General features: G+C 37.9%; 22 protein-coding genes. 6 read left to right on the forward strand and 16 right to left on the reverse strand.

Translation table 11 applies throughout. The features are described 5' to 3' along the window. Positions 1 to 335 precede the first annotated feature (335 nt). The gene (locus BFJ97_RS21245) at positions 336 to 1,229 is read right to left on the reverse strand and encodes a nucleotidyltransferase-like protein (RefSeq protein ID WP_068986617.1); all 894 of its coding nucleotides are present in this window, start codon (positions 1,227 to 1,229) and stop codon (positions 336 to 338) included. Between the two features lie 374 nt (positions 1,230 to 1,603). On the opposite strand from BFJ97_RS21245, the gene BFJ97_RS21250 reads away from it, so the two are divergent. Next, positions 1,604 to 1,954: a YgzB family protein gene (locus BFJ97_RS21250; protein WP_068986618.1), complete on the forward strand. Its 351-nt coding sequence runs from the start codon at positions 1,604 to 1,606 to the stop codon at positions 1,952 to 1,954. Positions 1,955 to 1,981: 27 nt separating this feature from the next. Here BFJ97_RS21250 and perR read toward each other — a convergent pair whose 3' ends face one another. The 3 genes from perR to bcp form a co-directional block, all read right to left on the reverse strand. Continuing rightward, on the reverse strand, positions 1,982 to 2,422 hold the full coding sequence (gene perR / locus BFJ97_RS21255) for a peroxide-responsive transcriptional repressor PerR (RefSeq protein WP_068986619.1): 441 nt from the start codon (positions 2,420 to 2,422) through the stop codon (positions 1,982 to 1,984). A gap of 206 nt (positions 2,423 to 2,628) precedes the next feature. Beyond that, on the reverse strand, positions 2,629 to 3,573 hold the full coding sequence (locus tag BFJ97_RS21260; RefSeq protein ID WP_068986620.1) for a D-2-hydroxyacid dehydrogenase: 945 nt from the start codon (positions 3,571 to 3,573) through the stop codon (positions 2,629 to 2,631). Beyond that, positions 3,570 to 4,046, reverse strand: a complete 477-nt coding sequence (gene bcp, locus BFJ97_RS21265) for a thioredoxin-dependent thiol peroxidase (protein WP_068986621.1) — start codon at positions 4,044 to 4,046, stop codon at positions 3,570 to 3,572. The genes BFJ97_RS21260 and bcp overlap by 4 nt, the downstream gene beginning before the upstream one ends. 131 nt (positions 4,047 to 4,177) lie before the next feature. Between bcp and BFJ97_RS21270 the strand changes: the two genes are divergently transcribed. Next, complete coding sequence (locus BFJ97_RS21270) at positions 4,178 to 5,464, forward strand: glutamate-1-semialdehyde 2,1-aminomutase (RefSeq protein WP_068986622.1); 1,287 nt, start codon at positions 4,178 to 4,180, stop codon at positions 5,462 to 5,464. Between the two features lie 278 nt (positions 5,465 to 5,742). Next, positions 5,743 to 6,831 (forward strand): FUSC family protein, encoded by a 1,089-nt coding sequence (locus tag BFJ97_RS21275; protein WP_068986623.1) that lies wholly within the window; start codon positions 5,743 to 5,745, stop codon positions 6,829 to 6,831. Between the two features lie 59 nt (positions 6,832 to 6,890). Here BFJ97_RS21275 and nikC read toward each other — a convergent pair whose 3' ends face one another. From nikC to mutY, 9 genes are all read right to left on the reverse strand, one after another. After that, positions 6,891 to 7,784, reverse strand: a complete 894-nt coding sequence (gene nikC, locus BFJ97_RS21280; protein WP_068986624.1) for a nickel transporter permease — start codon at positions 7,782 to 7,784, stop codon at positions 6,891 to 6,893. 15 nt (positions 7,785 to 7,799) lie between these two features. Next, positions 7,800 to 8,804, reverse strand: coding sequence for an ABC transporter permease (locus BFJ97_RS21285; protein ID WP_068986625.1), 1,005 nt, complete (start codon positions 8,802 to 8,804; stop codon positions 7,800 to 7,802). Positions 8,805 to 9,288: 484 nt separating this feature from the next. Beyond that, on the reverse strand, positions 9,289 to 10,905 hold the full coding sequence (locus BFJ97_RS21290) for an ABC transporter substrate-binding protein (protein ID WP_068986626.1): 1,617 nt from the start codon (positions 10,903 to 10,905) through the stop codon (positions 9,289 to 9,291). Between the two features lie 21 nt (positions 10,906 to 10,926). Further along, on the reverse strand, positions 10,927 to 11,916 hold the full coding sequence (locus BFJ97_RS21295) for an ABC transporter ATP-binding protein (RefSeq protein ID WP_068986627.1): 990 nt from the start codon (positions 11,914 to 11,916) through the stop codon (positions 10,927 to 10,929). Then, positions 11,891 to 12,904 (reverse strand): ABC transporter ATP-binding protein, encoded by a 1,014-nt coding sequence (locus BFJ97_RS21300; RefSeq protein WP_083227121.1) that lies wholly within the window; start codon positions 12,902 to 12,904, stop codon positions 11,891 to 11,893. Before BFJ97_RS21300 ends, BFJ97_RS21295 begins: the two co-directional genes overlap by 26 nt. A gap of 312 nt (positions 12,905 to 13,216) precedes the next feature. Beyond that, on the reverse strand, positions 13,217 to 14,962 hold the full coding sequence (locus BFJ97_RS21305; RefSeq protein ID WP_068986628.1) for an ABC transporter ATP-binding protein: 1,746 nt from the start codon (positions 14,960 to 14,962) through the stop codon (positions 13,217 to 13,219). A 245-nt stretch (positions 14,963 to 15,207) separates the two neighbouring features. Next, positions 15,208 to 15,756, reverse strand: a complete 549-nt coding sequence (ntdP, locus tag BFJ97_RS21310) for a nucleoside tri-diphosphate phosphatase (protein WP_068986629.1) — start codon at positions 15,754 to 15,756, stop codon at positions 15,208 to 15,210. A gap of 367 nt (positions 15,757 to 16,123) precedes the next feature. Then, positions 16,124 to 16,300 carry a gamma-type small acid-soluble spore protein gene (locus tag BFJ97_RS23885; RefSeq protein ID WP_083227122.1) on the reverse strand — a complete coding sequence of 59 codons (177 nt, stop codon included), beginning with the start codon at positions 16,298 to 16,300 and terminating at the stop codon, positions 16,124 to 16,126. Between the two features lie 83 nt (positions 16,301 to 16,383). After that, positions 16,384 to 17,418, reverse strand: a complete 1,035-nt coding sequence (gene mutY, locus BFJ97_RS21315; RefSeq protein ID WP_068986630.1) for an A/G-specific adenine glycosylase — start codon at positions 17,416 to 17,418, stop codon at positions 16,384 to 16,386. A gap of 197 nt (positions 17,419 to 17,615) precedes the next feature. Between mutY and BFJ97_RS21320 the strand changes: the two genes are divergently transcribed. After that, positions 17,616 to 18,602: a metal-dependent hydrolase gene (locus tag BFJ97_RS21320; protein ID WP_068986631.1), complete on the forward strand. Its 987-nt coding sequence runs from the start codon at positions 17,616 to 17,618 to the stop codon at positions 18,600 to 18,602. Between the two features lie 35 nt (positions 18,603 to 18,637). On the opposite strand, the gene BFJ97_RS21325 is transcribed toward BFJ97_RS21320, so the two are convergent. The 3 genes from BFJ97_RS21325 to recX are packed head-to-tail and all read right to left on the reverse strand — an operon-like array spanning position 18,638 to position 20,037. Beyond that, positions 18,638 to 18,907 (reverse strand): YfhJ family protein, encoded by a 270-nt coding sequence (locus BFJ97_RS21325; RefSeq protein ID WP_068986632.1) that lies wholly within the window; start codon positions 18,905 to 18,907, stop codon positions 18,638 to 18,640. Beyond that, positions 18,908 to 19,237, reverse strand: a complete 330-nt coding sequence (locus BFJ97_RS21330) for a YfhH family protein (protein ID WP_068986633.1) — start codon at positions 19,235 to 19,237, stop codon at positions 18,908 to 18,910. Then, complete coding sequence (recX, locus tag BFJ97_RS21335) at positions 19,234 to 20,037, reverse strand: recombination regulator RecX (RefSeq protein WP_068986634.1); 804 nt, start codon at positions 20,035 to 20,037, stop codon at positions 19,234 to 19,236. Before recX ends, BFJ97_RS21330 begins: the two co-directional genes overlap by 4 nt. 666 nt (positions 20,038 to 20,703) lie before the next feature. Here recX and BFJ97_RS21345 point away from each other — a divergent pair. Together BFJ97_RS21345 and BFJ97_RS21350 are read left to right on the forward strand one after the other, a co-directional pair. Then, entirely contained in the window at positions 20,704 to 21,600 is an 897-nt protein-coding gene (locus tag BFJ97_RS21345; protein ID WP_068986636.1) for a TIGR01777 family oxidoreductase, read from the forward strand. A gap of 62 nt (positions 21,601 to 21,662) precedes the next feature. Then, positions 21,663 to 22,481, forward strand: a complete 819-nt coding sequence (locus BFJ97_RS21350; RefSeq protein ID WP_068986637.1) for a polysaccharide deacetylase family protein — start codon at positions 21,663 to 21,665, stop codon at positions 22,479 to 22,481. The last annotated feature ends 35 nt before the right edge of the window (positions 22,482 to 22,516 follow it).

The raw sequence follows: 22,516 nt of genomic DNA on the forward strand, positions 1-22,516 counted from the left end.
TTAGCTCAAATTGTTTTGCTGGCATCATGTTTGATGTCCAAAATTTTGTTTCGTTCACTAACTCAAGGTTAGCTACTAAAAACTTTATTGATTACGTTTTGCTTGTTCAGTTTTCAAGGTTCATTTACCATCGCTCGTTTTCGGCGACTTCTTTATATTAACATCTCACTCAAATCATGTCAACAACTTTTTTTAAAAAGTTTTTTTCTTCATTTCCTTGAGTTGTTTTGTTATGTCTTAGCGACAATTAATATAATACAATATCAATATATTAGTCGTCAACAACTTTTTTTAAAAAATATCGAGGTATTTTTTATACCTCGATATTTAGCATACTACAGTCCTTGCTCTATTTCTAGAGCTTCTTTATTTACCTTATAATGACGGTGGAATATCATTTCGCTTTTCGCAACGACAGGTTCAATTTGAATATAGCCTTTATCCACTAAATATTCTATAAACACTTCTAAATCCACTGAATAATTCATAAGCTCATCATGGTCGTGCAATTCCTGAATTGTCCAACTTTCTTTTGCTTGCATTACCTCTAAAATATGTTGAGCGCCGTCTCGAGTACGCGAATGTATTAAAAACTCACTTGCTAAAAACAATAACTCTAATCGTTTTTCAATCGGCTCATTACTCGTTACAAGCTCCTCATATAACTTATAAATCGCCGGCTCGATTTTTTTCACTTGTGCCCAAACAGTTACTTCCGGATAAAGTCCACTATCAATAATGGATAAACGCCCTAAATGATGCAACGAATCTACTACATGATTATAAGCATCAAGATAACTACCCTTATCAAAGTACTCTTTCCCTTCTAAATAACGTCGAATTAATTTTGAGAATTGAATACCCGTTTTAATTTTACGACCGCTAAACGGAAACTCCTGTAATTCAATTTTTAATTTATGAAGAAATTCATTACGATCAAATAATACTCTACCAAAGAAAATCCAATCGACCACTTTTTTATTTGAGCCAATTAGTAACCATTTTCGTATTATTTTCTCACTAACAGTATGTAAAGCTACTTTATTCCCTTCATATACGTAATGTTTCGTAAAGACTGGCTTTTCCGCTTCTTTTACAATAATAAGTAAGACTGTATCAAAAGTATCTGTAACATTACTTTGTTCCTCACGTTTTTCTACTAAAATAACGCCTAATGTATTCGACTGACTTGCACGTTCCTGGTATATCGGACGTAAAACTTGCTCCATGTTCAGCCCTCCTCTATTTGCTTATAACCTTTTATCTTCATTCAGCGGATGTCACGGATTTTCAAAGGAATGAATTTAAGGATGTTAGCCTAAAATCTTCGCATCCTGCGAAAACGGCTAACTGACCTGCATCGGTGCTGCTGTCGCTACGCTTTCGCGCAAAAAACATCTGCAGGACTGAGCACTATTGAAAATCCGGACGAATTGTTGATCTGCGCGAAAGCGCAGCGACAAAACAATTACGCCAAGGCGAAATCGATTTCGTTAAAATTTCGACATACTCTAAAAGTATTCCTTCTTTCTATACTCTCAAAGCTAAAATACTTTGTTCTTATGTGTTATAGTAGATTTTAGATTGGGAGGCAAGATGATAAATGAAACCTTACAAAAGTAAAATTAATAAAATTCGTTCATTCGCATTAGCACTTATTTTTATCGGCTTTGTAGTTATGTATGGGGGAATCTTCTTTAAAAACAGTCCTATTCTAGTATTAATTTTCATGTCCCTTGGTGTACTTTGTATTATTGGTAGTACAGTCGTATATGCATGGATTGGCCTTCTCTCAGCGCGAGCCGTTCAAGTAGAATGTCCTAATTGCCATAAGCACACAAAAGTATTAGGCCGTGTAGATATGTGTATGTACTGCAATGAACCATTAACGCTGGATCCAACTCTAGAAGGAAAAGAGTTCGACCAATCTTATAATAAGCCAAAAAAATCCTAGCCCTTATATAAGAGCTAGGATTTTTCATTACACCTTTGCAGATTCATCTTTACACGATGGACAAGTACCGTAAATCTCTAAACGATGCGAATGCACATCATAGCCTGTTACTTGTGATGCAAAATGTTCAATTTCATCGAGACCAGGATAATGGAAATCGACTATTTTCCCACAGCATTCACAAATCATATGATAATGATCATTTGTAATGAAATCAAAGCGACTTGAAGCATCACCAAATGTTAGTTCTTTCACTAAACCAACTTCACGGAATACGCGAAGATTATTATAGACAGTCGCTACACTCATATTCGGGAATTTCCCTTCAAGTGCTTTATAAATTTCATCCGCCGTTGGATGTGCCATAGATTGAATTAAATATTCTAAAATCGCATGACGCTGAGGAGTAATACGTACACCAGTTGTTTTTAACGTGTCAAGTGCATCCTGTAAATGCGTTGCAGACATCGTCATGCACCTCTTTCATAAATATTATTACTTTATAATAGTTATAAATAGTGTATCGAATTAGACTTACTTCTGTCAACATTCGTACATTTTCTAAATCAATAACATTTAAATATATAGGGACATACGATATCTATTGCTTAATACATTACTGGCCCCATTTTGAAAAATAATGATAAATGCTAAAAAACGATTCTTATACCGCTTCAATAGCCCCTTGATAAATCCATTACATTTTCTAAATCTGTTTCACCACGCAACCACTTCTCTAAACTTGGCTTAAAGATCTCTAAGCTACGTTCAACATATCGGTATGAGTGACTTGAAATATGTGGAGATACAATAACATTCGGTAAAGTCCATAAAGGATGATTAGTAGCTAAAGGTTCTTGTTCAAATACATCTAAAACAGCATAACCAATTTCACCTGATTGAATAGCATGAACCAGAACATTATCCTCTACTAAGTTTCCACGACCAAAATTCATAAATATAGCATCTTTTTTCATCGCTTTAAAATGTTCTTCTTTCAATAAGTGTGTAGTCTCTGCTGTTTTAGGTAATACAGAAATGACAATATCAGCCTTGGGTAACACTTCGATTAATCGATCAAAGCTCACCATGTCATTCATATAAGCCGATTCTTTCCCTGAACGGTTACAGCCTATTGTCGTAACACCAAAAGCTTGCAATAAACGACCTACTTCCGAGCCGATCGCTCCTGGTCCTAAAATAAGTGCTGTACTATCACGCAACTCGGTTTGTTTCGCTTTTTTTGACCATTCGCTTTTCTTTTGCTGCTCATACATCCAAGGCAGTGCACGCTTAATCGCTAAAATATGGGCGAGCATCGATTCTGCCATTGGTGTTTTATGAATGCCACGCACATTTGAAACTAAAATCCCTCGTTCAACAATGGCTTGAGCTGGCATTTTTTCTATCCCCGCTGAAGCTACAAAAATCCACTTAAGATTTATGGCATACTGAATATTTTCATCATTTAAATCTTCACCATATGTTACAAGCACATCTGCTTTTTGTAGCTCATCGTTTGATAAACCATTTTCAAAAATAAAATCAACTTGTGGAAATTGTGCTACCAGTGGTTCGCGTAAGTCTGGTCTTGGTTCAAATGTAAAATAAACTCTCATTGCTTTGCCTCCCATTCCGCTAAATATGTATATACTTCTTCAATATGATTTTTCACACGTACTTTACGCCAAGCCTTTACCAAATTTCCTTCTATATCAATTAAAAATGTTGAACGTTCAATCCCCATATATTCACGTCCATACATTTTCTTCAGCACCCATACTCCATACGCCTCTGCCACTGCATGATCTTCATCCACTAATAATGAAAATGGTAATCCGTGCTTATCTATAAATTTTGTATGCTTTTTTTCATCGTCAGGACTAATGCCAAGTACAACTGCATTTAATTGACTAAAATCTTCATGCTTATCACGGAAGTCACATGCCTCCGTCGTACAGCCTGGTGTCATATCTTTAGGATAAAAATATAAAATAACATTTTGTCCCTTATAATCCGCTAACTTTACAATTTCTCCTTTTTCATTCACAAGGGAAAAATCTGGTGCTTTTTTTCCTTCTATTAAAGTCATATCAATCTCCTCCTCTGTATGATTCATTTTACTCTAAGAAACAAAACAAGTCATATTCCTTAATTTCTTTGGATTTCTTTCACTGATAGGTCTACAATAGATGAAGTATAAAAATTAAGGAGGCAATATATATGAATCACACAAAATCTGAGGCAGTACACGCAGAAGCGCTACAGCATATCGTTGGTGGTGTAAATAGCCCTTCTCGTTCTTATAAAGCAGTTGGCGGTGGCTCACCTGTTGCCATGGTCCGTGGGAAAGGTGCTTATTTTTGGGATGTTGATGGCAACCGTTATATCGACTATCTAGCAGCTTACGGCCCAATCGTTACTGGTCACGGTCATCCACATATCGCAAAAGCAATTACAAACGCTGCTGAAAACGGCACTTTATTTGGTACTCCAACTGAATACGAGGTTACTTTTGCAAAAATGCTAAAAGAAGCAATTCCATCAATGGATAAAGTACGCTTTAATAACTCTGGTACAGAAGCTGTCATGACAACAATTCGTGTCGCTCGTGCTTACACTGGTCGTACAAAAGTTATGAAGTTTGCTGGCTGTTATCACGGTCACTTTGACTTAGTATTAGTAGCTGCTGGCTCTGGTCCTGCAACATTAGGAACACCAGACTCAGCAGGTGTTACAACTTCAACAGCAGAAGAAGTTATTACTGTACCATTTAATAACCCTAAAGCATTTACGGAAGCAATGGATAAATGGGGCGATCAAATTGCTGCTATTTTAATAGAGCCTATCGTTGGAAACTTCGGTATCGTAGAACCAAACCCAGGCTTCCTAGAATTAGTTCATGCAACAGCCAAGGAAAAAGGTGCATTAACAATTTACGATGAAGTGATTACTGCATTCCGCTTCCACTATGGTGGTGCTCAAAACTTATTAGGCTTAACACCTGACCTTACTGCACTTGGTAAAGTAATCGGTGGTGGTTTACCAATCGGTGCATATGGTGGCCGCAAGGAAATTATGGATACAGTTGCTCCACTTGGTCCTGCCTACCAAGCAGGTACAATGGCCGGAAATCCTGCATCCATGCAAGCTGGTATTGCCTGCCTAGAAGTATTACAAACGCCAGGTATTTATGATGAAATGGACCGTCTCGGAGGCATTTTAGAGGAAGGTATCTTGGCTGCCGCGCAAAAACATGATGTAACAATTACTGTTAATCGTCTTAAAGGGGCTCTTACAATTTACTTTACAGATGTGAAAGTAGAAAACTATGAGCAGGCTGAAAACTCAGACGGTGAAATCTTCGGCCGTTTCTTTAAATTAATGCTTGAACAAGGGGTTAATTTAGCTCCATCGAAATATGAAGCATGGTTCTTAACAACAGAACATACAGAAGCAGATATTCTTGAAACAATTAAAGCAGTAGATAACGCATTTTCTCAATTGTAATGATCTAATTACACAAGTCTGATCAACAGTTGCTTTCAAGCTGAAAGGGGCACTTTTGCCTCATCGTGAATAGAGCAATTTAGTGTTGACGAAAACAGCGTCTTCGATTAACTACAACTATAAATGAAAGGCGACTCTCCTAAGAGTCGTCTTTTTCATTTAAATGACATACAAATCTATGTATTTTATGAACACTTCCTTCTATAATGTAAAGAAGCATCAATTATGCCTCGGCATAAAGAAGTTAAAATTTTAGACAGAAAGGACATCCATTTTCTATGAAATTAGGTGCCCGTGTATTTAAAACTGGTGTAGCCATTGTGTTCGCACTATTTATTGCTGAGTTGCTAGAGTTACCTTCACCTGTTTTTGCTGGAATTGCAGCTATCTTTGCGATTCAGCCATCTATTTATCGCTCCTATCAAACGATCGTTGAGCAAGTACAGGCCAATATTATAGGTGCTACCATCGCGGTCATTTTCGGCTTACTTTTTGGTCACCATGTAGTAGCAGTCGGCATTGCCGTCATTACTGCTATTGGCTTAATGTTAAAATTTAAACTTGAAAAATCGTTGTCTCTAGCACTTGTCACAGTTGTAGCAATTATGGAGATTCAGGGTGATGACTTCATTACATTTGGCCTTATTCGCTTTATTACCATTTTAGTTGGGGTGTTAGCAGCATTTGTCGTCAACCTATTATTCCTGCCACCAAAATATGAAGTAAAGCTTTTCCGTAAAATTTACTTTTTACAGGATGATATAATTCGCTGGACGAGACTTGCTGTACGTCAGGCATCTGAACATACGTCTACAAAAGGAGCATTAAGCAAATTTAAGGATCGTATGCAACGAGTTGATACACTGTATGATTTTTATAAGGAAGAGCGTAATTACTTAAAAAATAAAAAGTATGTAAAAGCACGTAAATTGGTCGTTTATCGCCAAATGATCACAACGTCAAAGAAAAGCTTGGAGCTGCTTCAGCGTCTTCATAATCATGAAAATGAATTAGCACAGCTACCAACACAATTTCATTTAATGATTCAAGAGCGACTTGATTTCCTGCTGACTTACCATGAGCAGCTATTGTTAAAATATACCGGGAAATTAAAGCCTGAACATTCAGAGTGGAGTAAAAACATTGATTATGTTCAGCGCAATGAGTTGATGGAAATATTCATTAAACAAATAACGTATGCACATGATGAAGGCGATACAGAATTCTCAAGCTATCACTTGCTTTATATTTTATCGCGTATTTTAGATTATGAAGAAAACCTAGAGCATTTAGATACGCTCATCGTGTCGTATCAGACTCATCATGGTCATGAAATCAATGTGGAATTTGAAGAGGAATTTATTTAGTAGCTAAAATCATACAAAAGGGCGAAGGGTTGGAAATATCCAATACTTCGCCCTTTCTGTTAACTTTTCATTTTTGGGTCAAGTGCATCACGCAGACCATCCCCCATTAGATTAAATCCAAGAACCGTCAACATAATAGCCAAGCCTGGGAAAATCATCGTCCACGGTGCCTTTAATAAATAGATACGTGCATCCGCAAGCATTTTACCCCACTCTGGTGATGGTGCTTGAGCTCCTAATCCAAGGAAACCTAGTGCTGCTGCTTCAATAATCGCTGTCGCTATTGCTAGCGTTCCTTGTACGATGATTGGCGTCATTGAGTTGGGTAAAATATGCGAGAATAAGATTCGTGAATCACGCATTCCAATCGCCTTTGCTGCAACGATATATTCCTCTTCTTTAACACTCAATACTTTCGAACGAATTAAGCGTCCAAAGTTCGGTACATTAATAATCGCAATAGCAATCAATGCATTTTGTAATGATGGCCCAAGTACTGCTACAACTGCAATAGCTAGTAAAATACTAGGGAACGCTAACAAAATATCGAAAATACGCGAAATAAACGTATCAATCCATCTTCCATAATAACCCGCAATAATACCAAGTAAACTACCTACAACCACAGAAAGAATAACCGAAAAAAAGCCTACCGATAAAGAAATACGAGCGCCATGTATGATTCTAGAAAAAATATCCCGACCAAAGTCATCAGTGCCAAACCAATGCTCACTTGACGGTGCTAATAAACGATTCGTTAAATTTTGTTCATTACTACCTTCAGGAGCTATCATCGGACCAAATATAGCAATTAAAATGAAAAATAGTACAATACCTGCACCTACTAGGGAAATTTTGCTCTTTTTAAAGCTACGCCAGCCTTCTCTCCAAGGACCTGACGCACGTTCACGACTTGGTGCTGCCTCTGTTTTTATATTTATCGCTCCAGTCATTATCGCATCTCCCCTCTACTTGTATTTAATCCGTGGATCGATCACTGTATACAGTAAATCCACAATCAAGTTAATCATGATAAAAATAAAAGCAATTACTAAAATACCTGATTGAATAACAGGATAATCTCGGAAGCCAATGGCATCATAAATATAACGACCAATTCCAGGCCAGCTGAAAATTGTCTCTGTTAAAATTGCACCACCAAGCAATAAACCTGTTTGCAAACCGATAACTGTTAACACTGGAATCACTGCATTTTTCAAAGCATGTTTATACACTACAATAAACATTTTTTGTCCCTTCGCCCGTGCTGTACGTACATAGTCAGAGCGCATGACTTCAAGCATCGACGACCTAGTGATCCTTGCGATAATCGCCATCGGAATTGTCGCAAGTGCCATCCCCGGCAATACTAATCTCTTTAAAACCTCAATAAATTGATCAAAGCGTCCTTGTATAAGCGTATCCAGTAAATAAAAATGAGTAATGGAAGTTATCGGATCTCGTACATCCTCTCGTCCAGACGTTGGAAACCAACCAAGCTGATTACTAAAGGCCCACTGTTCCATCAAACCAAGCCAGAAAACGGGCACGGACACCCCAACTAAAGCAACAACCATTACTACATAATCAAACCAGGAGTTTTGAAACCATGCCGAAATAATTCCAGCGTTCACTCCAACTACCACTGCGATAATCATTGCAAATAGTGCGAGCTCAGCTGTTGCTGCTAAATATGGAATTATTTCCTCGGAAACAGGTAACTTAGTTCGTAGTGATATCCCTAAATCCCCCTGAAAAATGCCACCTAAATAACTAACATATTGCGTATACCATGGCTCATCTAATCCTAAACTTGCGTTTAATGCTTCGACCGCCTCTTTCGTTGCCTGTTGCCCTAAAATTACTTGCGCTGGGTTACCAGGGATTGCACGAATTAACATAAAGACGATAAAAGTCATTCCAAGCAAAACTGGGATTAATTGAAATACACGTCTTCCCATATAGTGAAGCATCTTCTTCACCCCTCTGTTATTTTCATAATATACTTTTGCATCAGGTGTATTGATTAATCGTTTTTGTCCACTTTTTTAAATTAGAGGATTGTCACCATAACGTGGGATTGATTTCCGTTCCGACTGGGCGCTTTCCTGGGGGCGTCCGATGAGCCGCTTCGCTTCGCTCCAGGGTCTCGGGCCTGCACGATGTAGGTCACGAAGGCGTTATCACAGGACGTGATGTTCTTAGCCTTCGTTCCTCTAACGCTGATCCCCAAGGAGTCGCCCTGTCTCCACTCCAATCAACTTATATACATGGCGTTTTAACAATGGCATTCCCAACTTTTGATGATGCGTCACATAAAAAAATAACTCTAGCCTACCAAAAAACGAGTATTTTCATATAATTCTTTAGTAAAAAGAATCTGCGAGATTTCTACGGCTTACCCGCAGAAAAGCAAGCAGATTCTTCTAAATCCATATTAAAATAGAATTCTACTATCTACTGCATATCTACTACATCTAAACGGTCAGAACCTGTTGGATGTGCAATATAGTTTGTAACTTTAGTGTTCCCAGCTAAAATTGGAGTAGAGTGAGCAAGTGGAACCCAAGGAGCATCCTTAGAGATAATCTCTTGAGCTTGCTTGTAAAGTTCATTACGCTTGTCCTCATCCATTTCTGTTTGTGCAGCCACTAATAGTTTGTGTAGTTCTTTGTTGTCATAGAACGTATAGTTGTTAGAGCCAATATTATCACCGTCTAATAAAGTGTAAAGGAAATTATCCGCATCTCCGTTGTCACCTGTCCAACCAAGTAAGAACGCATCCGCCTCTCCATTTTCCGCCTTATCTAAATACGTAGCCCATTCAAACGTTACAATCTTAGATTTCATACCAACATCTGCTAAATTCTTTTGAATAGCTTCCGCAATTTTTTGACCATCAGGCATGTACGGACGTGGCACAGGCATAGCCCATAGTTCGATTTCTTTACCATCATAGCCTGCCTCAGCTAATAATGATTTTGCTTTTTCTGGATCATATTCATAGCCTTTAACCTCATCGTTGTAGCCTGCAATTAATGGAGGCATTGGATTTTTTGCTGGCTCACCTAATCCTTCAAAAAATGCATCTACTAATGCTTGTTTATCGATTGCATAGTTTACTGCTTGACGGACTTTTACATTATCGAACGGTGGACGTGTTACCGTTAGTCCAAGATAGCCAACATTCATAGATGGACGTTCGATTAATTGTAAATTTGCATTGGATTCGATTGAAGCTTTATCTGAAGGGCTTAGGCCATCAGCTACATCAACCTCACCATTATTTAGAGCATTTAAGCGAGCTGAGTTATCTGGGATTGAACGGAAAATAACTTTATCTATTTTCGGTAAATCTGCAATACGGTAATCAGGGTTTTTCTCAATTGTGATAGAATCATTTCGTTTCCACTCTACAAATTTGAATGGACCAGTACCTACTGGATGATCTTTAAGTGCCTCATCATTCTTTTCAAATGCTGCTGGTGAAGCAATAGCAAATGGTGACATCGCTAAGTTTTTCAAGAACGTTGCTTGTGGTTGAGCTAGTTTAAAAATAACTGTATAATCACCTTCTGCAGTAATTGATTCAACTATTTGCTTCCCACCCATAGTAAATTGAGAGTGGTAGTATGGGAATTTATCAGCACCAGCTTTCCAGCGCTCAAAATTTTTCACGACTGCTTCAGCATTAAAATCAGTACCGTCATGGAACTTAACCCCTTCTTCAAGTTGCATCGTGTACGTTAGACCATCCTCTGAAGGTTCCCAAGATTTTGCTAGACCTGGTTGCAATGTTACATCTTTCTCTCCAAAGTTAATTAGAGTCTCATAGATGTTAACCGTAACTTTAAACGATTCACCTTCTGTCACTGTCGCTGGATCAAGAGCAGTTGAATCTCCACCACGACCATATACTAATGTTTTTGGTTCACCACTACTAGCTGTATCGCCACCAGTTGAAGTATCTTTACTACCCGTATCCTTAGTATCTGAGCCACCACAAGCAGCTAAGATTGTCGAGAGAACAAGGATAAGCATTACACCCAGAGTCCAAAGCTTCTTTTTCTTCATTGATTTTCCCCCTAAGTTTTTTTATATCATTGAATGTTGGATTGCGGGATAAAGATGGCAAGCAACATAATGACCCGGCTTCACTTCTTGCATTTTTGGAACTTCTTGAGAACATTCTTCCTTTTTAAAAGGGCATCTCGTATGGAAAGTGCAACCACCTGGCGGATTTGAAGCACTTGGAATATCTCCAGAAATAATGAGCTGTTCACGTTCAAACGTAGGATCTGGAACAGGTACCGAAGATAGCAGTGCCTGTGTATAAGGGTGAAGTGGCTCAGCATATAAATCCTCGCTAGCCGTAAGCTCTACTAACTTCCCTAAATACATCACACCTACCCGATTACTAATATGGCGTACAACCCCCAAATCATGGGAGATAAAAATATAAGTTAACTTCAGGTCCTTTTGTAAGTTTTGCAATAAATTCAATACCTGGGCCTGTATGGACACATCGAGTGCAGAAACGGGCTCGTCCGCAATAACCATACGAGGATTCGTCATAAGTGCACGGGCAATACCAATACGCTGTCTTTGACCACCACTAAATTGATGTGGGTACCGTTTCACATGGTATTCATTTAACCCTACGATTTCGAGAAGCTCTAAAACTTTTTGTTTCCGTTCCTTTGCATTGCCTATTCCATGAACAATAAGAGGCTCCTCTAATATTTTCCCAATATTATGTCTCGGGTTAAGAGAGGCATAAGGATCTTGGAAAATCATTTGAATATCTCTACGTGCTTTACGCATTTCGTTGTTGGATAATTCTGAAATCATTTTGCCTGCAAATTCAATTTTCCCCTCTGTTGGCTCAAGTAATCGCATTAAAAGTCGACCAGTAGTTGATTTGCCACATCCCGACTCCCCTACAATGCCTAAGGTTTCCCCTTCAAAAACCTCAAAGGAAACATCATCTACTGCCTTTACATCACCAACCTGTGTATTAAGGATGCCTTTCCGAATCGGAAAATACTTTTTTAAGCCATCAACCTTCAATAACACTTTCGACACGTTGCTCCACCTCCTGTTTCCCTAGTAAAAAACATCTGGATTTATGCTGCTCTGCTGCTTCATATAAAGGTGGTGTTTCTTGTACACAACGATCCATCACAAATTCGCAACGCGCTGCAAAACGACAGCCTACCTGAACACTTCCTGGTTTTGGTACACTACCCGGTATAGAGTAAAGATTGTCCTTTTTATAACGCATATCAGGTACAGATTTAATAAGTCCTTGTGTATAAGGATGCTTCGGATTTGCGAATATCTCTTGAATAGGCGCCTCCTCTACAATCTGACCAGCATACATGACAATTACACGCTCGCATGTTTCTGCTACAACACCTAAATCATGTGTTATTAATAACACAGCTGTATTTAAACGTTTATTTAAATCTTTCATAAGCTGCAAGATTTGAGCTTGAATCGTAACATCTAATGCAGTAGTCGGTTCATCAGCAATTAATACCTTCGGATCACAGACAAGTGCCATCGCAATCATAACCCGTTGTCGCATTCCACCTGATAATTGATGAGGATAATCTTTTAATAATTCCTCAGCACGCGGTAAACCTACAAGCTTCATAATTTCTACTGCCCTTGCAAAGGCTTTCTTTTTCGACCACTTCGGATTATGAATTAAAATCGCCTCTTTTAGCTGGTCTCCAATAGTAAATAAAGGATTTAAGGATGTCATAGGCTCCTGAAAAATCATCGCCACATCTTTTCCACGAATTTTCTGCATTTGTTTATCAGATAATGTCGCGAGATTTTTGCCATCTAATAGTATGTCTCCACCCGTTATTTTTCCTGGTGGTGATGGTATTAATCCCATAATAGATAAAGAGGTGACACTTTTACCGCTTCCTGATTCCCCTACAATCCCTAAAATTTCTCCCTCATGTACAGAAAAATCAATATCATCTACGGCAGGAATTTGTCCATCATCTGTAAAAAAGGTTGTCTTTAAACCTTTTACTTCTAGCAACTTTTTCCTCATGATCAATCGCCCCATCCTACCTATATTTTACTTAATTACATCTGTCCTAAAAAACCTACTCTAACTATCACTTTTTTCTATATTTTCAGATAATTCTATCTAAAAAATATTACTCTTTCAATCATTATTATTCTTCAATAAACATAAATTTTCTACATCATTCGATTTTTGTATTAATAATATCTTATTAAACGAAAGTATTTTATAAAGATAACAAAAAAATAGCCTCCCATTTACATTTAAATGGAAGACTTTTTATAGTTTATTTACTATTAACGCATATGCATGCTCAGAGTCTTTAACTTGAATATCTCAATCTAAATGTTGCACTTGGAATAAATTGTAGTATGTCCCCTCTTTTTGCATTAATTGCTCGTGTGTACCACTTTCAATTAATTGTCCATGATCGATAACAAGAATTTTATCAGCATGTGTAATTGTAGAAAGTCTGTGAGCAATAATAATTGTTGTACGCTCATGCGCAAGTGCATCTAGTGATTCTTGAATAAGCGCTTCACTTTCTAAATCCAATGCAGAGGTTGCTTCATCTAGTATTAAGATAGGTGGATTTTTTAAAAATACACGAGCGATCGCTACTCGTTGCTTTTGGCCACCTGATAACTTCACACCGCGTTCCCCGACCTTTGTGTCATAGCCATTTGGCAAGCTCATTATAAAATCATGTGCATTTGCCGCCTTGGCAGCAGCAATGACCTCTTCATCAGACGCATCTGGCTTGCCCATTAAAATATTCTCTTTTACTGAATCACTAAACAAGATATTATCCTGTAGAACTATGCCAATTTGTGAGCGTAAAGAATGTAAAGTTACATCTTGAACATCATATCCATCAATACGCACTGTCCCATTTGATGTATCGTAAAAGCGTGGAATCAAACTAATAATGGTTGATTTACCTCCACCGCTCATACCAACAAATGCTACTGTCTCTCCAGCATTAATGGTGAAATTAATATTGTTTAAAATTTGTGAGCCATCAGCTTCATACTGAAAGTTCACATTGTCAAAGCGGACCTCACCATTTGCCCGAGGTAGCTCTAACGCATTCGCCTTGTTTACTACTTCATATGGTTCGTCTATTAATTCAAACATTCGATCCATCGATGCAATGGACTGTGTTAACATCGTTGATGAACTTACAAGACGACGGAGTGGACCATAAAGGCGTTCTATATAAGCAATAAAGGCAACCATCGTTCCAACTGAAAGAGAACCATTAATAACCTGATAACCTGCATAAGCAATTACTAAGAGAGGTGCTACATCAGTGATTGTATTTACTACTGCAAAGGATTTAGCATTCCATTTTGTATGGTCCAGTGCCTTCTCTAAAAATTCACCATTTGCTTCATCAAATAATTTTTGTTCATGTTTTTCTAGTGTGAAGCTCTTAATAATGCTCATTCCAGCTACACGTTCATGTAAATAACTTTGTACACCTGCAAGTGCTTGCGAACGTTTACGTGTCAAAGACCGAAGTTTACCAAAGAAGTACTTCACACTAAATGCATAGAACGGGAATGCAACTAGTGCTACTAGCGTCAGCTTAACATCCATGGCAAACATAATACCGATAGCAATAACGATTGTCGCAAGATCGAGCCAAATATTCATTAAGCCTGTCATGACAAAGGTTTTTGTTTGTTCCACATCATTAACAACTCTTGAAATAACATCGCCAGCTCTTGTATTTGCATAGTACCTTAAACTTAGTCGCTGTAAATGCGCATATATTTGTTGTCGAATATCAAAAAGCACTTTGTTACTAACATGTTGAGCAAAATATTGACGGTAATATTCAATCGGTGGTCGAATAATAAAGAATACAATGATCGTACCACCTAACCAGTAAAACAGCTCTTTCGTTTTCTCAGCATCCGTTAGATTGTCTGCAGCGATTATATCATCTAACACAATTTTTATGAGTAACGGGATAAATAACGGAATTGCAAATTTCACTATACCGATTAATATTGTTAAAATAATTTCCCATGTATATGGTTTTACAAACTTCATATAACGCTTTATGCTACCCAATCCATTTCACATCCTTATCAAAAAGCCTCATGGCAAAAATTGAGTATCTCATTACGTGATTATCATTTGACCGATCACTTTGCCACACAAAAAGAAACAGACATCCAAAACTGAATGCCCAAACGTATTATAGCAATATTTCGTTTGAAGTACAGTTAATATAACTTTGTCGCTAACTATTTTGGAATTAGAATAGCCCATTCACGCCATAAAAAAACACCCATTAGTAAAACTAATAGGTGCTATTAACAATCATCTGCTTGCATATCGAGCTGAAACTTATATCGATTTGTCCAGGCATCGATGAAATCAGGTGCAAAGGGTCCTCTTTTTTGTTGAATCCAGCTAATTAATTTATCGACATTGCGCTTTAAAATTTTATCAATGACATCTGGATAAGACATTTCCTTCCGATGCAACTCATATTCATCCTCATCTAGGAGTGAAAAAGACATGTCAGGAAAAACTTTTATATCCAAATCATAGTCAATATATTTAATGGCATTATTATCGAAAACAAATGGTGAGCTTAGATTACAATAATAATACACACCGTCCTCACGTAGCATGCAGATGATGTTAAACCAGTGCTCCGCATGGAAATAACAAATAGAAGGCTCTCTCGTTAGCCACGTACGACCATCGGATTCTGTCACAAGTGTCCGTTCATTCGCACCAATAATGATATTTTTCGTTCCTTTTAACACCATTGTTTCTTGCCAAACACGGTGGATACGGCCATTGTGCTTATAACTATGTATTTGTATCGTTTCTCCTTCTACCGGTATTGCCATTTTTGAAGCCCACCTTTTCGTCTATGCTACCTAAATCTAGCAGTCTCTAGTATATTATAGCAATGTGTACGCGAAAGGTGTAGTTAGAAAACCACAAATTTCCCTGCGCTCTTTTAAATTTGTACAAAATTTTGTGAATTTGAAGCAAATTTAATCAAAACAATAACCCAATTGGAATTTTTTTAAAATTTTCACTCGGAGCTGACGGTTCTTTTCTTGACCCGAGCAGTTCTTTCGTCTGCCTGAGCGTTTAAGTTTCTCACTAGTCCCGTTTTTCAAAATAGAATTAAAAAGGAGCTGCCTTTTTTAAATCTTTTCGATTTAGACAGCTCCTTAGAGGTAAATGCAGCTATGCAATTACAAAGTGTTATTCACCAAGGTCTTGGTTAGTTTTTTTGAAGTTTCCTGAAGCTGAAGCTTTCTTTTGTTCTGCTTTAGCATTTTGCTTTTGCACTTCAGTAACGTCTGTTTCATAACCAAATTCTTGACTTTGACGTTGCATGTTTTTATTTGGCTGGAAATTTTGGTTGTTGTTCTTTTTCATGATCATTCACCTCCACGCTAATTATTGTGTACCGAGGTAAATGTTTTTATGCCCATAAATTTTTATAAAAATAATTTTGTCGATTAATCCTTTATTTCTTGCCAAATTTTCAGCATTGGAACAGGCATTGGTAATAACTCTATCTGTTCGCGAGTCAGCCATTCGCCCTTTACTGTTGAATTACATTTCATAAAATAGCTATTTAGATGCCATGTTAAATGTGAAAAAACATGTTTAAATGTTAGCAAATCCTGTTGAGATTGAACATTTATAGCGTAGTCATTCATAAAAGTATCTATTGAATCTTTACCATGTTCAAGCATCGGAAACTGCCATAGATTAGCTAATAAACCCTCTGCTGGACGCTGCTCCAATAAAATTCGACCTTTGTCATCTTTACATACAAGAACATCATATGTGATATGCTTCATCTTTACTTTTTTAGATTTAACAGGCAGTTTTTCGGGCTCACCTTCATTAAATGCAATACAATATTCCCGAACTGGACATAATAAGCACTTTGGGGAAGTCGGTGTACAAATAAGCGCCCCAAGCTCCATTAAACCTTGATTGAAAGACGATGCATTTTCAGGATCGATAAGTTCTTCAACTGCCGCTTCAAAAATCTTTTTAGTCTTTGGAAGTGCTATATCATCATGAATAGTAAGCACACGACTTAAAACACGCATAACATTGCCATCAACTGCATGTTCGGGTTTATTATAGGCAATACTTAAAATAGCTCCAGCAGTATACGGACCTACACCTTTTAATTTTGAAATTTCATGGCGATTATCGGGTACTACCCCACCGTAGTTCTCTAATACCTCGCGAACACCCGCTTGTAAGTTACGTGCACGGGAATAGTAGCCTAAGCCTTCCCAATGCTTCAATAAATATTCTTGTGGTGCTTCGGCGAGCAATTCTAATGTTGGAAAACTTTCCATAAAGCGATTGTAATAAGGAATAACTGTGTCGACACGTGTTTGCTGTAGCATCACTTCCGATACCCATATTTGATATGGATCCGTAGTATGCCTCCAAGGTAAATCACGTTTCTCAACATTAAACCATTCGACTAAAGATTGTCGAAATTCTGTTACATATGGATAATTCACAATGACCTCCAGTGTATTTACGATTTAAATTATGGTAAAAAGGGTATACAATTAAGAAAAGATCATTTGTGTGAAACGGTCTTAAACCCATATTCAGCACAAATGTTCATGAAGTAAATATCAGGTATTACGAATTATTGAAATATACATGTATGCAAATTGTACTCTAATTTTATGCATACTAGGAGTGGATATTTTTGGATTCAGGTACACATTTCGTTATGGGTATTGCACTCGGTGGTCTTGCTTTAGCCGATCCCGTAATAGCAAATCATTCAATGACATTTACTGCAGTAATTGCAGGTACGATTATTGGCTCACAGGCGCCTGATGTCGATACAGTATTAAAACTACGCAACAACGCTGTTTATATTCGACATCATCGTGGAATTACACATTCAATACCAGCAGTAGCGATTTGGCCCATCTTAATTACAGCAGTTTTATCATTTATTTTTCAAGATGCCAATGTGTTTCATTTATGGCTTTGGACGTTTTTAGCTGTAGTACTTCACGTCTTTGTCGATATCTTCAATGCTTATGGTACACAAGCATTCCGACCATTTTCTAGCAAATGGGTTGCACTTGGTGTCATTAATACATTTGATCCTATTATTTTTACACTACATTGTCTTGGCATTTTACTTTGGGTATTTGGTGCAAATCCAATTTGGACATTTGGCATCATGTATGTCATTATCATCATTTACTATATTTTACGTTTTGCAGTTCAAAAAGCTGTTAAGAAAGCTGTGCATAATACCATTCAGGATGAGGAGTATGTAATTGTAGCTCCTACAATGCGATTCTTCCACTGGCGAATTGCTGCAAAATCAAAAACACATTATTATGTTGGTCGTGCATACGGGCGAACTGTTAATATTTACGATAAATTCGAAATAGAACCTTTACCAAAAACGCCTCTTATTGAAACAGCCATGAAAGATCGCAATCTCGCTGCATTCACTTCATTTTCGCCATTATATCGGTGGGAAATTTCAGAGCTTGAAAATGGCTTAACAGAAGTGAGATTAATTGATCTGCGTTACCGTAGTGATAATCGCTATCCTTTCGTTGCTGTCGCTCATTTAAACGATGACAACGAGATTATCACTTCATATACTGGCTGGATTTTTACAGAAGATAAACTCCAGAAAAAATTACAGATTGGCGCAAGTAATTAAATAGCAAACCCTGACCAGCTTTGGTCAGGGTTTTGTTATTGCACCATATCATCGCTAGCATCAAGTAAATGTGAGTATTTAGGATTGCGTCCTGCAAATGCATGCAACTTATCACCATAGCTAGTAATTAATTGGCGTACTAAATTTTCAGTATAATCTGCCCCACGATAGCTATAGCCAGCTTTAGCAGATGTTGATTCAAAATCACTCCATAAAAGTTCAATCCATACTCGTGCACGGCCTACGGACATCTGTGGATTTTTTGCAAGTAACTCTGCTGTAAGCTTTTCGATTTTTTCTTCCACTTATTTGCCCACCTTTATTGGAGATAGAATTGAAACGGGTAGAGCTTCTTGATATTTTTCGCCGCCTAAACGATGTCCCCAAGCAAAGCGTCCTTTTAAATAATCTACTTGAAAAAATTCATTTTCCGAGCCGTCTATACGATACATCTCTCCAGGAATTATTGTATCTAAATCCACTAAATACGCAGCCGCCATTAAAGCCTTACGCTCATACACTGCAAATTCATTAATGATTCCTAGCTGCTCCGCCTTACGTGCTTTTTCCTTAAGCATGGCTATTTCTTCTCGTAATTCATGCTCTGACATTACAGCATAATTTTTTTCGTTCATTCCTCATTCTCCTTTTCTTCTATAAAACGATCGATAACCTCTATAGGAAAACCCTTTTGATAGAGCACCTGCTTTATTTTCATTTTCAGTTCATAACCAGTATACTTCGATGAGTACTTTTTCCAAACTTTTTCGCCTTGTACATTAAGTAGCTGTTGCCATTCATCTTCACCTTGTTCAAGCTCTATTTGCCCCAGCACCTCATCTACAACAGTAAAAGAATACCCTTTTCGCATTAAAAAATCTTGAATTTTAGCTTTTACTTGTGTTGGCGTTTTCTTTTTTTCTGATCGAACGACCTTGTCAGCCAACTGTGTCGCAAGTTTTACCTGTTCCTCATGACTATATGTAGCAAGTACCTCATCCTGTAAGCTCTTATCAATCCCCTTTTTCATAAGATCTTGTCTAATCGCTTTAGGACCTTTTTTCATAGTAGCCTTTTTCGTATCGAGTAATGCTTTGGAGTAAGTTTCATCATTTAAAAAGCCATATGATTTCAACTTTTGTATAGCCTCTAAAATAACTGCCTCCCCAAATTCTAATGTGAGAAGCTTTTTCTTTACTTCATGCTCACTCCGCATTTGATAAGATAAAAAATTTAGCCCTTTATTAAAAGCTTTTCGAATCTCATCCTCATATGCAATTTCCTGTATATCAAATTCCTCAAGCACTTTCCCCTTTGTTAATCCAAATTGAAGGAGAATTGCCTCATCTACAGGAAAAGCATATTCTTCGTTCAAATATATATTATAACGTTCTGGATTGTTTTTTTGACGTGCAATTTTCGTAATAATACGCATTGGTAACACCTCGCTAATCACCATTATAACATTTTTCGTGGGTATTGCTTTTTCCCTACAGTATACATGTTCGCGGGTATTTTCTCGTCGCGCGCGGATTTGGGGGTTCTATCCACGATTTCGAAGGTTCTATCCATCACTCATAGTTCTATTCGCCATTTCAGAAGTTCTCTCCGTTATTTGATTGATTTCTATACTGACCATTCCACTAGACAGGAATGGATAAAAACCAACTTCCCTGGAAATTGGTTTTAATGATTACTCATCATCCAAATTTCGCTTCTCTTCCACGGGTATTTTCCTGTCGCGCGCGGATATTCGCTTCCCTTCCGCGGGTATTTTCACGTCGCGCGCGGATATTCGCTTCCCTTCCGCGGGTATTTTCACGTCGCGCGCGGATATTCGCTTCCCTTCCGCGGATATTTTCACGTCGCGCGCGGATATTTACTTCCCTTCCGCGGGTATTTTCTCGTCGCGCGCGGATATTCGCTTCCCTTCCGCGGGTATTTTCTCGTCGCGCGCGGATATCCACTTCCCTTCCGCGGATATTTTCACGTAACGCGCGGATATTTACTTCCCTTCCGCGGATATCCATTTCAGACATTGGTAATTAGATAGATGGTAAACTTGCTCATATAGAGTAGTTTAAAAAAGGGAGGAATTCTTATGAAGATTGTTATTGCAGGTGGTACTGGTTTTGTAGGGAGAGCTCTTACAAAGCTATTGCAGGAAAAAGGACATGAAATCATTATTTTAACCCGGAACAAATCAGGTCGTGAAAACGATATTCAATATGTACAATGGCTACAACAAAATACACGACCTGAACAGTTGTTAGATAATGTCGATGCATTTGTTAATTTAGCAGGAATTTCTTTAAATAATGGACGTTGGACAAAAAAACAGAAGAAAGCCATTTATACAAGTCGTATGGAAGCGACACTTGAAATAGTACGTATTATGGAACATCTTACCTCAAAGCCAAAAGTGCTTGTCAATGCAAGTGCTGTCGGGATTTATCCTACTTCTACAACGACTATCTATACCGAAGACTCCACAGACTATGCAACTGATTTTTTAGGCACGACAGTTTATGATTGGGAACGCCATGCAAAACGTGCTGAGAAATTAGGGGTTCAAGTTGCCCTTGCACGTTTTGGTGTTATTTTAGGTCGTACCAGTGGTGCACTTCCTTCCATGTTACTACCATATAAATTGCATATCGGAGGCACAATAGGTTCAGGTGAACAATGGCTTTCATGGGTTCATGTCGAGGACGTAGCACGAGCTATATATTTTGCAATTACGAATAATGATATTCATGGCCCTTTTAATGTTACTGCACCTCATGCTACACGCATGAAGGATTTCGGAATAACAATTGCAAGTGTAATGGGAAAACGCCATTGGATGCCGGTACCAAGCGTTGCAATGCGTTTAGTGTTAGGTGAGCAAAGCACGCTTGTATTAGAAGGTCAGCACGTGCTACCTACTGTCTTAGAAAAACATCATTTTACATTTAATTTCCCACATTTAAACGACGCACTTAAAGATTTATTGTAGGATCTAGTCGGATATTTTTTTGAATATAACGCATCCTAATGAAAAAGAAAGGATGCGTTTTTATGTGGAAACAGCATATAGTAGGAGCAACAATCGCTACTTTTATTATTGCCGCAGCAATTAGCTTTAATCCATTTTCTGCTTTTAGCTCTGATGAATACAACTGGGGCTTTAAACGAGCAAAAAACGGTGAACAAGCCGAGGCTGGAGCTCAGCTTGATCAGCTACTTGAGCAATATGATGCTATTTATAAAGGTAAGCCTGATAAAAAGGTTGCGTATTTAACCTTTGATAACGGCTATGAGAATGGCTTTACAGAAAGTATTTTGGATACTCTGAAGAAGGAAAACGTACCAGCTACCTTCTTTTTAACTGGTCATTACTTAGAAAGCGCCAGTGATTTAGTGAAACGCATGGTTAAAGATGGACATACTATTGGTAACCATTCATACGGACACCCAAATATGGCGAGGCTAACTCCCGATGGTATGCGTACTGAATGGAAGAAACTCGACGATAAGTTACGTGAATTAACAGGCATTGAACGTACAACATATGCCCGACCACCTGAAGGTACATTTAATGCGAAAGTATTAGAGGTAGGCAATGCTGCAGGCTATCGTCATATTTTTTGGTCTGTTGCCTTTAAAGACTGGGTAAGAGATGAACGACGTGGTGCAGATTATGCGTATAATGCACTAATGGAACAGCTACACCCTGGTGCTGTAATTTTAATGCATACAGTTGCTCAAGATAATGCAGAAGCACTTCCGATGTTTATTGCTGAAGCGAAAAAACAAGGCTATACATTTTTATCCCTTGACGATTTAGTTTTAGAACACGAAGATTTCCCTGTCGCTTTGCAATCGTCTACTCCTTAGTTATAATGGGGAGATGATATTAAAAGAACAGGGAC

It is taken from the genome of Lysinibacillus xylanilyticus, from assembly GCF_001708185.1.
GTDB classification, from domain to species: domain Bacteria; phylum Bacillota; class Bacilli; order Bacillales_A; family Planococcaceae; genus Lysinibacillus; species Lysinibacillus xylanilyticus_A.

Excerpts from the sequence above, each read along its gene's own strand:
- BFJ97_RS21245 (WP_068986617.1), bottom strand. The coding sequence starts at position 1,229 with ATGGAGCAAGTTTTACGTCCGATATACCAGGAACGTGCAAGTCAGTCG.
- BFJ97_RS21250 (WP_068986618.1), top strand. The coding sequence starts at position 1,604 with ATGAAACCTTACAAAAGTAAAATTAATAAAATTCGTTCATTCGCATTA.
- perR (WP_068986619.1), bottom strand. The coding sequence starts at position 2,422 with ATGTCTGCAACGCATTTACAGGATGCACTTGACACGTTAAAAACAACT.
- BFJ97_RS21260 (WP_068986620.1), bottom strand. The coding sequence starts at position 3,573 with ATGAGAGTTTATTTTACATTTGAACCAAGACCAGACTTACGCGAACCA.
- bcp (WP_068986621.1), bottom strand. The coding sequence starts at position 4,046 with ATGACTTTAATAGAAGGAAAAAAAGCACCAGATTTTTCCCTTGTGAAT.
- BFJ97_RS21270 (WP_068986622.1), top strand. The coding sequence starts at position 4,178 with ATGAATCACACAAAATCTGAGGCAGTACACGCAGAAGCGCTACAGCAT.
- BFJ97_RS21275 (WP_068986623.1), top strand. The coding sequence starts at position 5,743 with ATGAAATTAGGTGCCCGTGTATTTAAAACTGGTGTAGCCATTGTGTTC.
- nikC (WP_068986624.1), bottom strand. The coding sequence starts at position 7,784 with ATGACTGGAGCGATAAATATAAAAACAGAGGCAGCACCAAGTCGTGAA.
- BFJ97_RS21285 (WP_068986625.1), bottom strand. The coding sequence starts at position 8,804 with ATGCTTCACTATATGGGAAGACGTGTATTTCAATTAATCCCAGTTTTG.
- BFJ97_RS21290 (WP_068986626.1), bottom strand. The coding sequence starts at position 10,905 with ATGAAGAAAAAGAAGCTTTGGACTCTGGGTGTAATGCTTATCCTTGTT.
- BFJ97_RS21300 (WP_083227121.1), bottom strand. The coding sequence starts at position 12,904 with ATGAGGAAAAAGTTGCTAGAAGTAAAAGGTTTAAAGACAACCTTTTTT.
- ntdP (WP_068986629.1), bottom strand. The coding sequence starts at position 15,756 with ATGGCAATACCGGTAGAAGGAGAAACGATACAAATACATAGTTATAAG.
- BFJ97_RS23885 (WP_083227122.1), bottom strand. The coding sequence starts at position 16,300 with ATGAAAAAGAACAACAACCAAAATTTCCAGCCAAATAAAAACATGCAA.
- BFJ97_RS21330 (WP_068986633.1), bottom strand. The coding sequence starts at position 19,237 with ATGAACGAAAAAAATTATGCTGTAATGTCAGAGCATGAATTACGAGAA.
- recX (WP_068986634.1), bottom strand. The coding sequence starts at position 20,037 with ATGCGTATTATTACGAAAATTGCACGTCAAAAAAACAATCCAGAACGT.
- BFJ97_RS21345 (WP_068986636.1), top strand. The coding sequence starts at position 20,704 with ATGAAGATTGTTATTGCAGGTGGTACTGGTTTTGTAGGGAGAGCTCTT.
- BFJ97_RS21350 (WP_068986637.1), top strand. The coding sequence starts at position 21,663 with ATGTGGAAACAGCATATAGTAGGAGCAACAATCGCTACTTTTATTATT.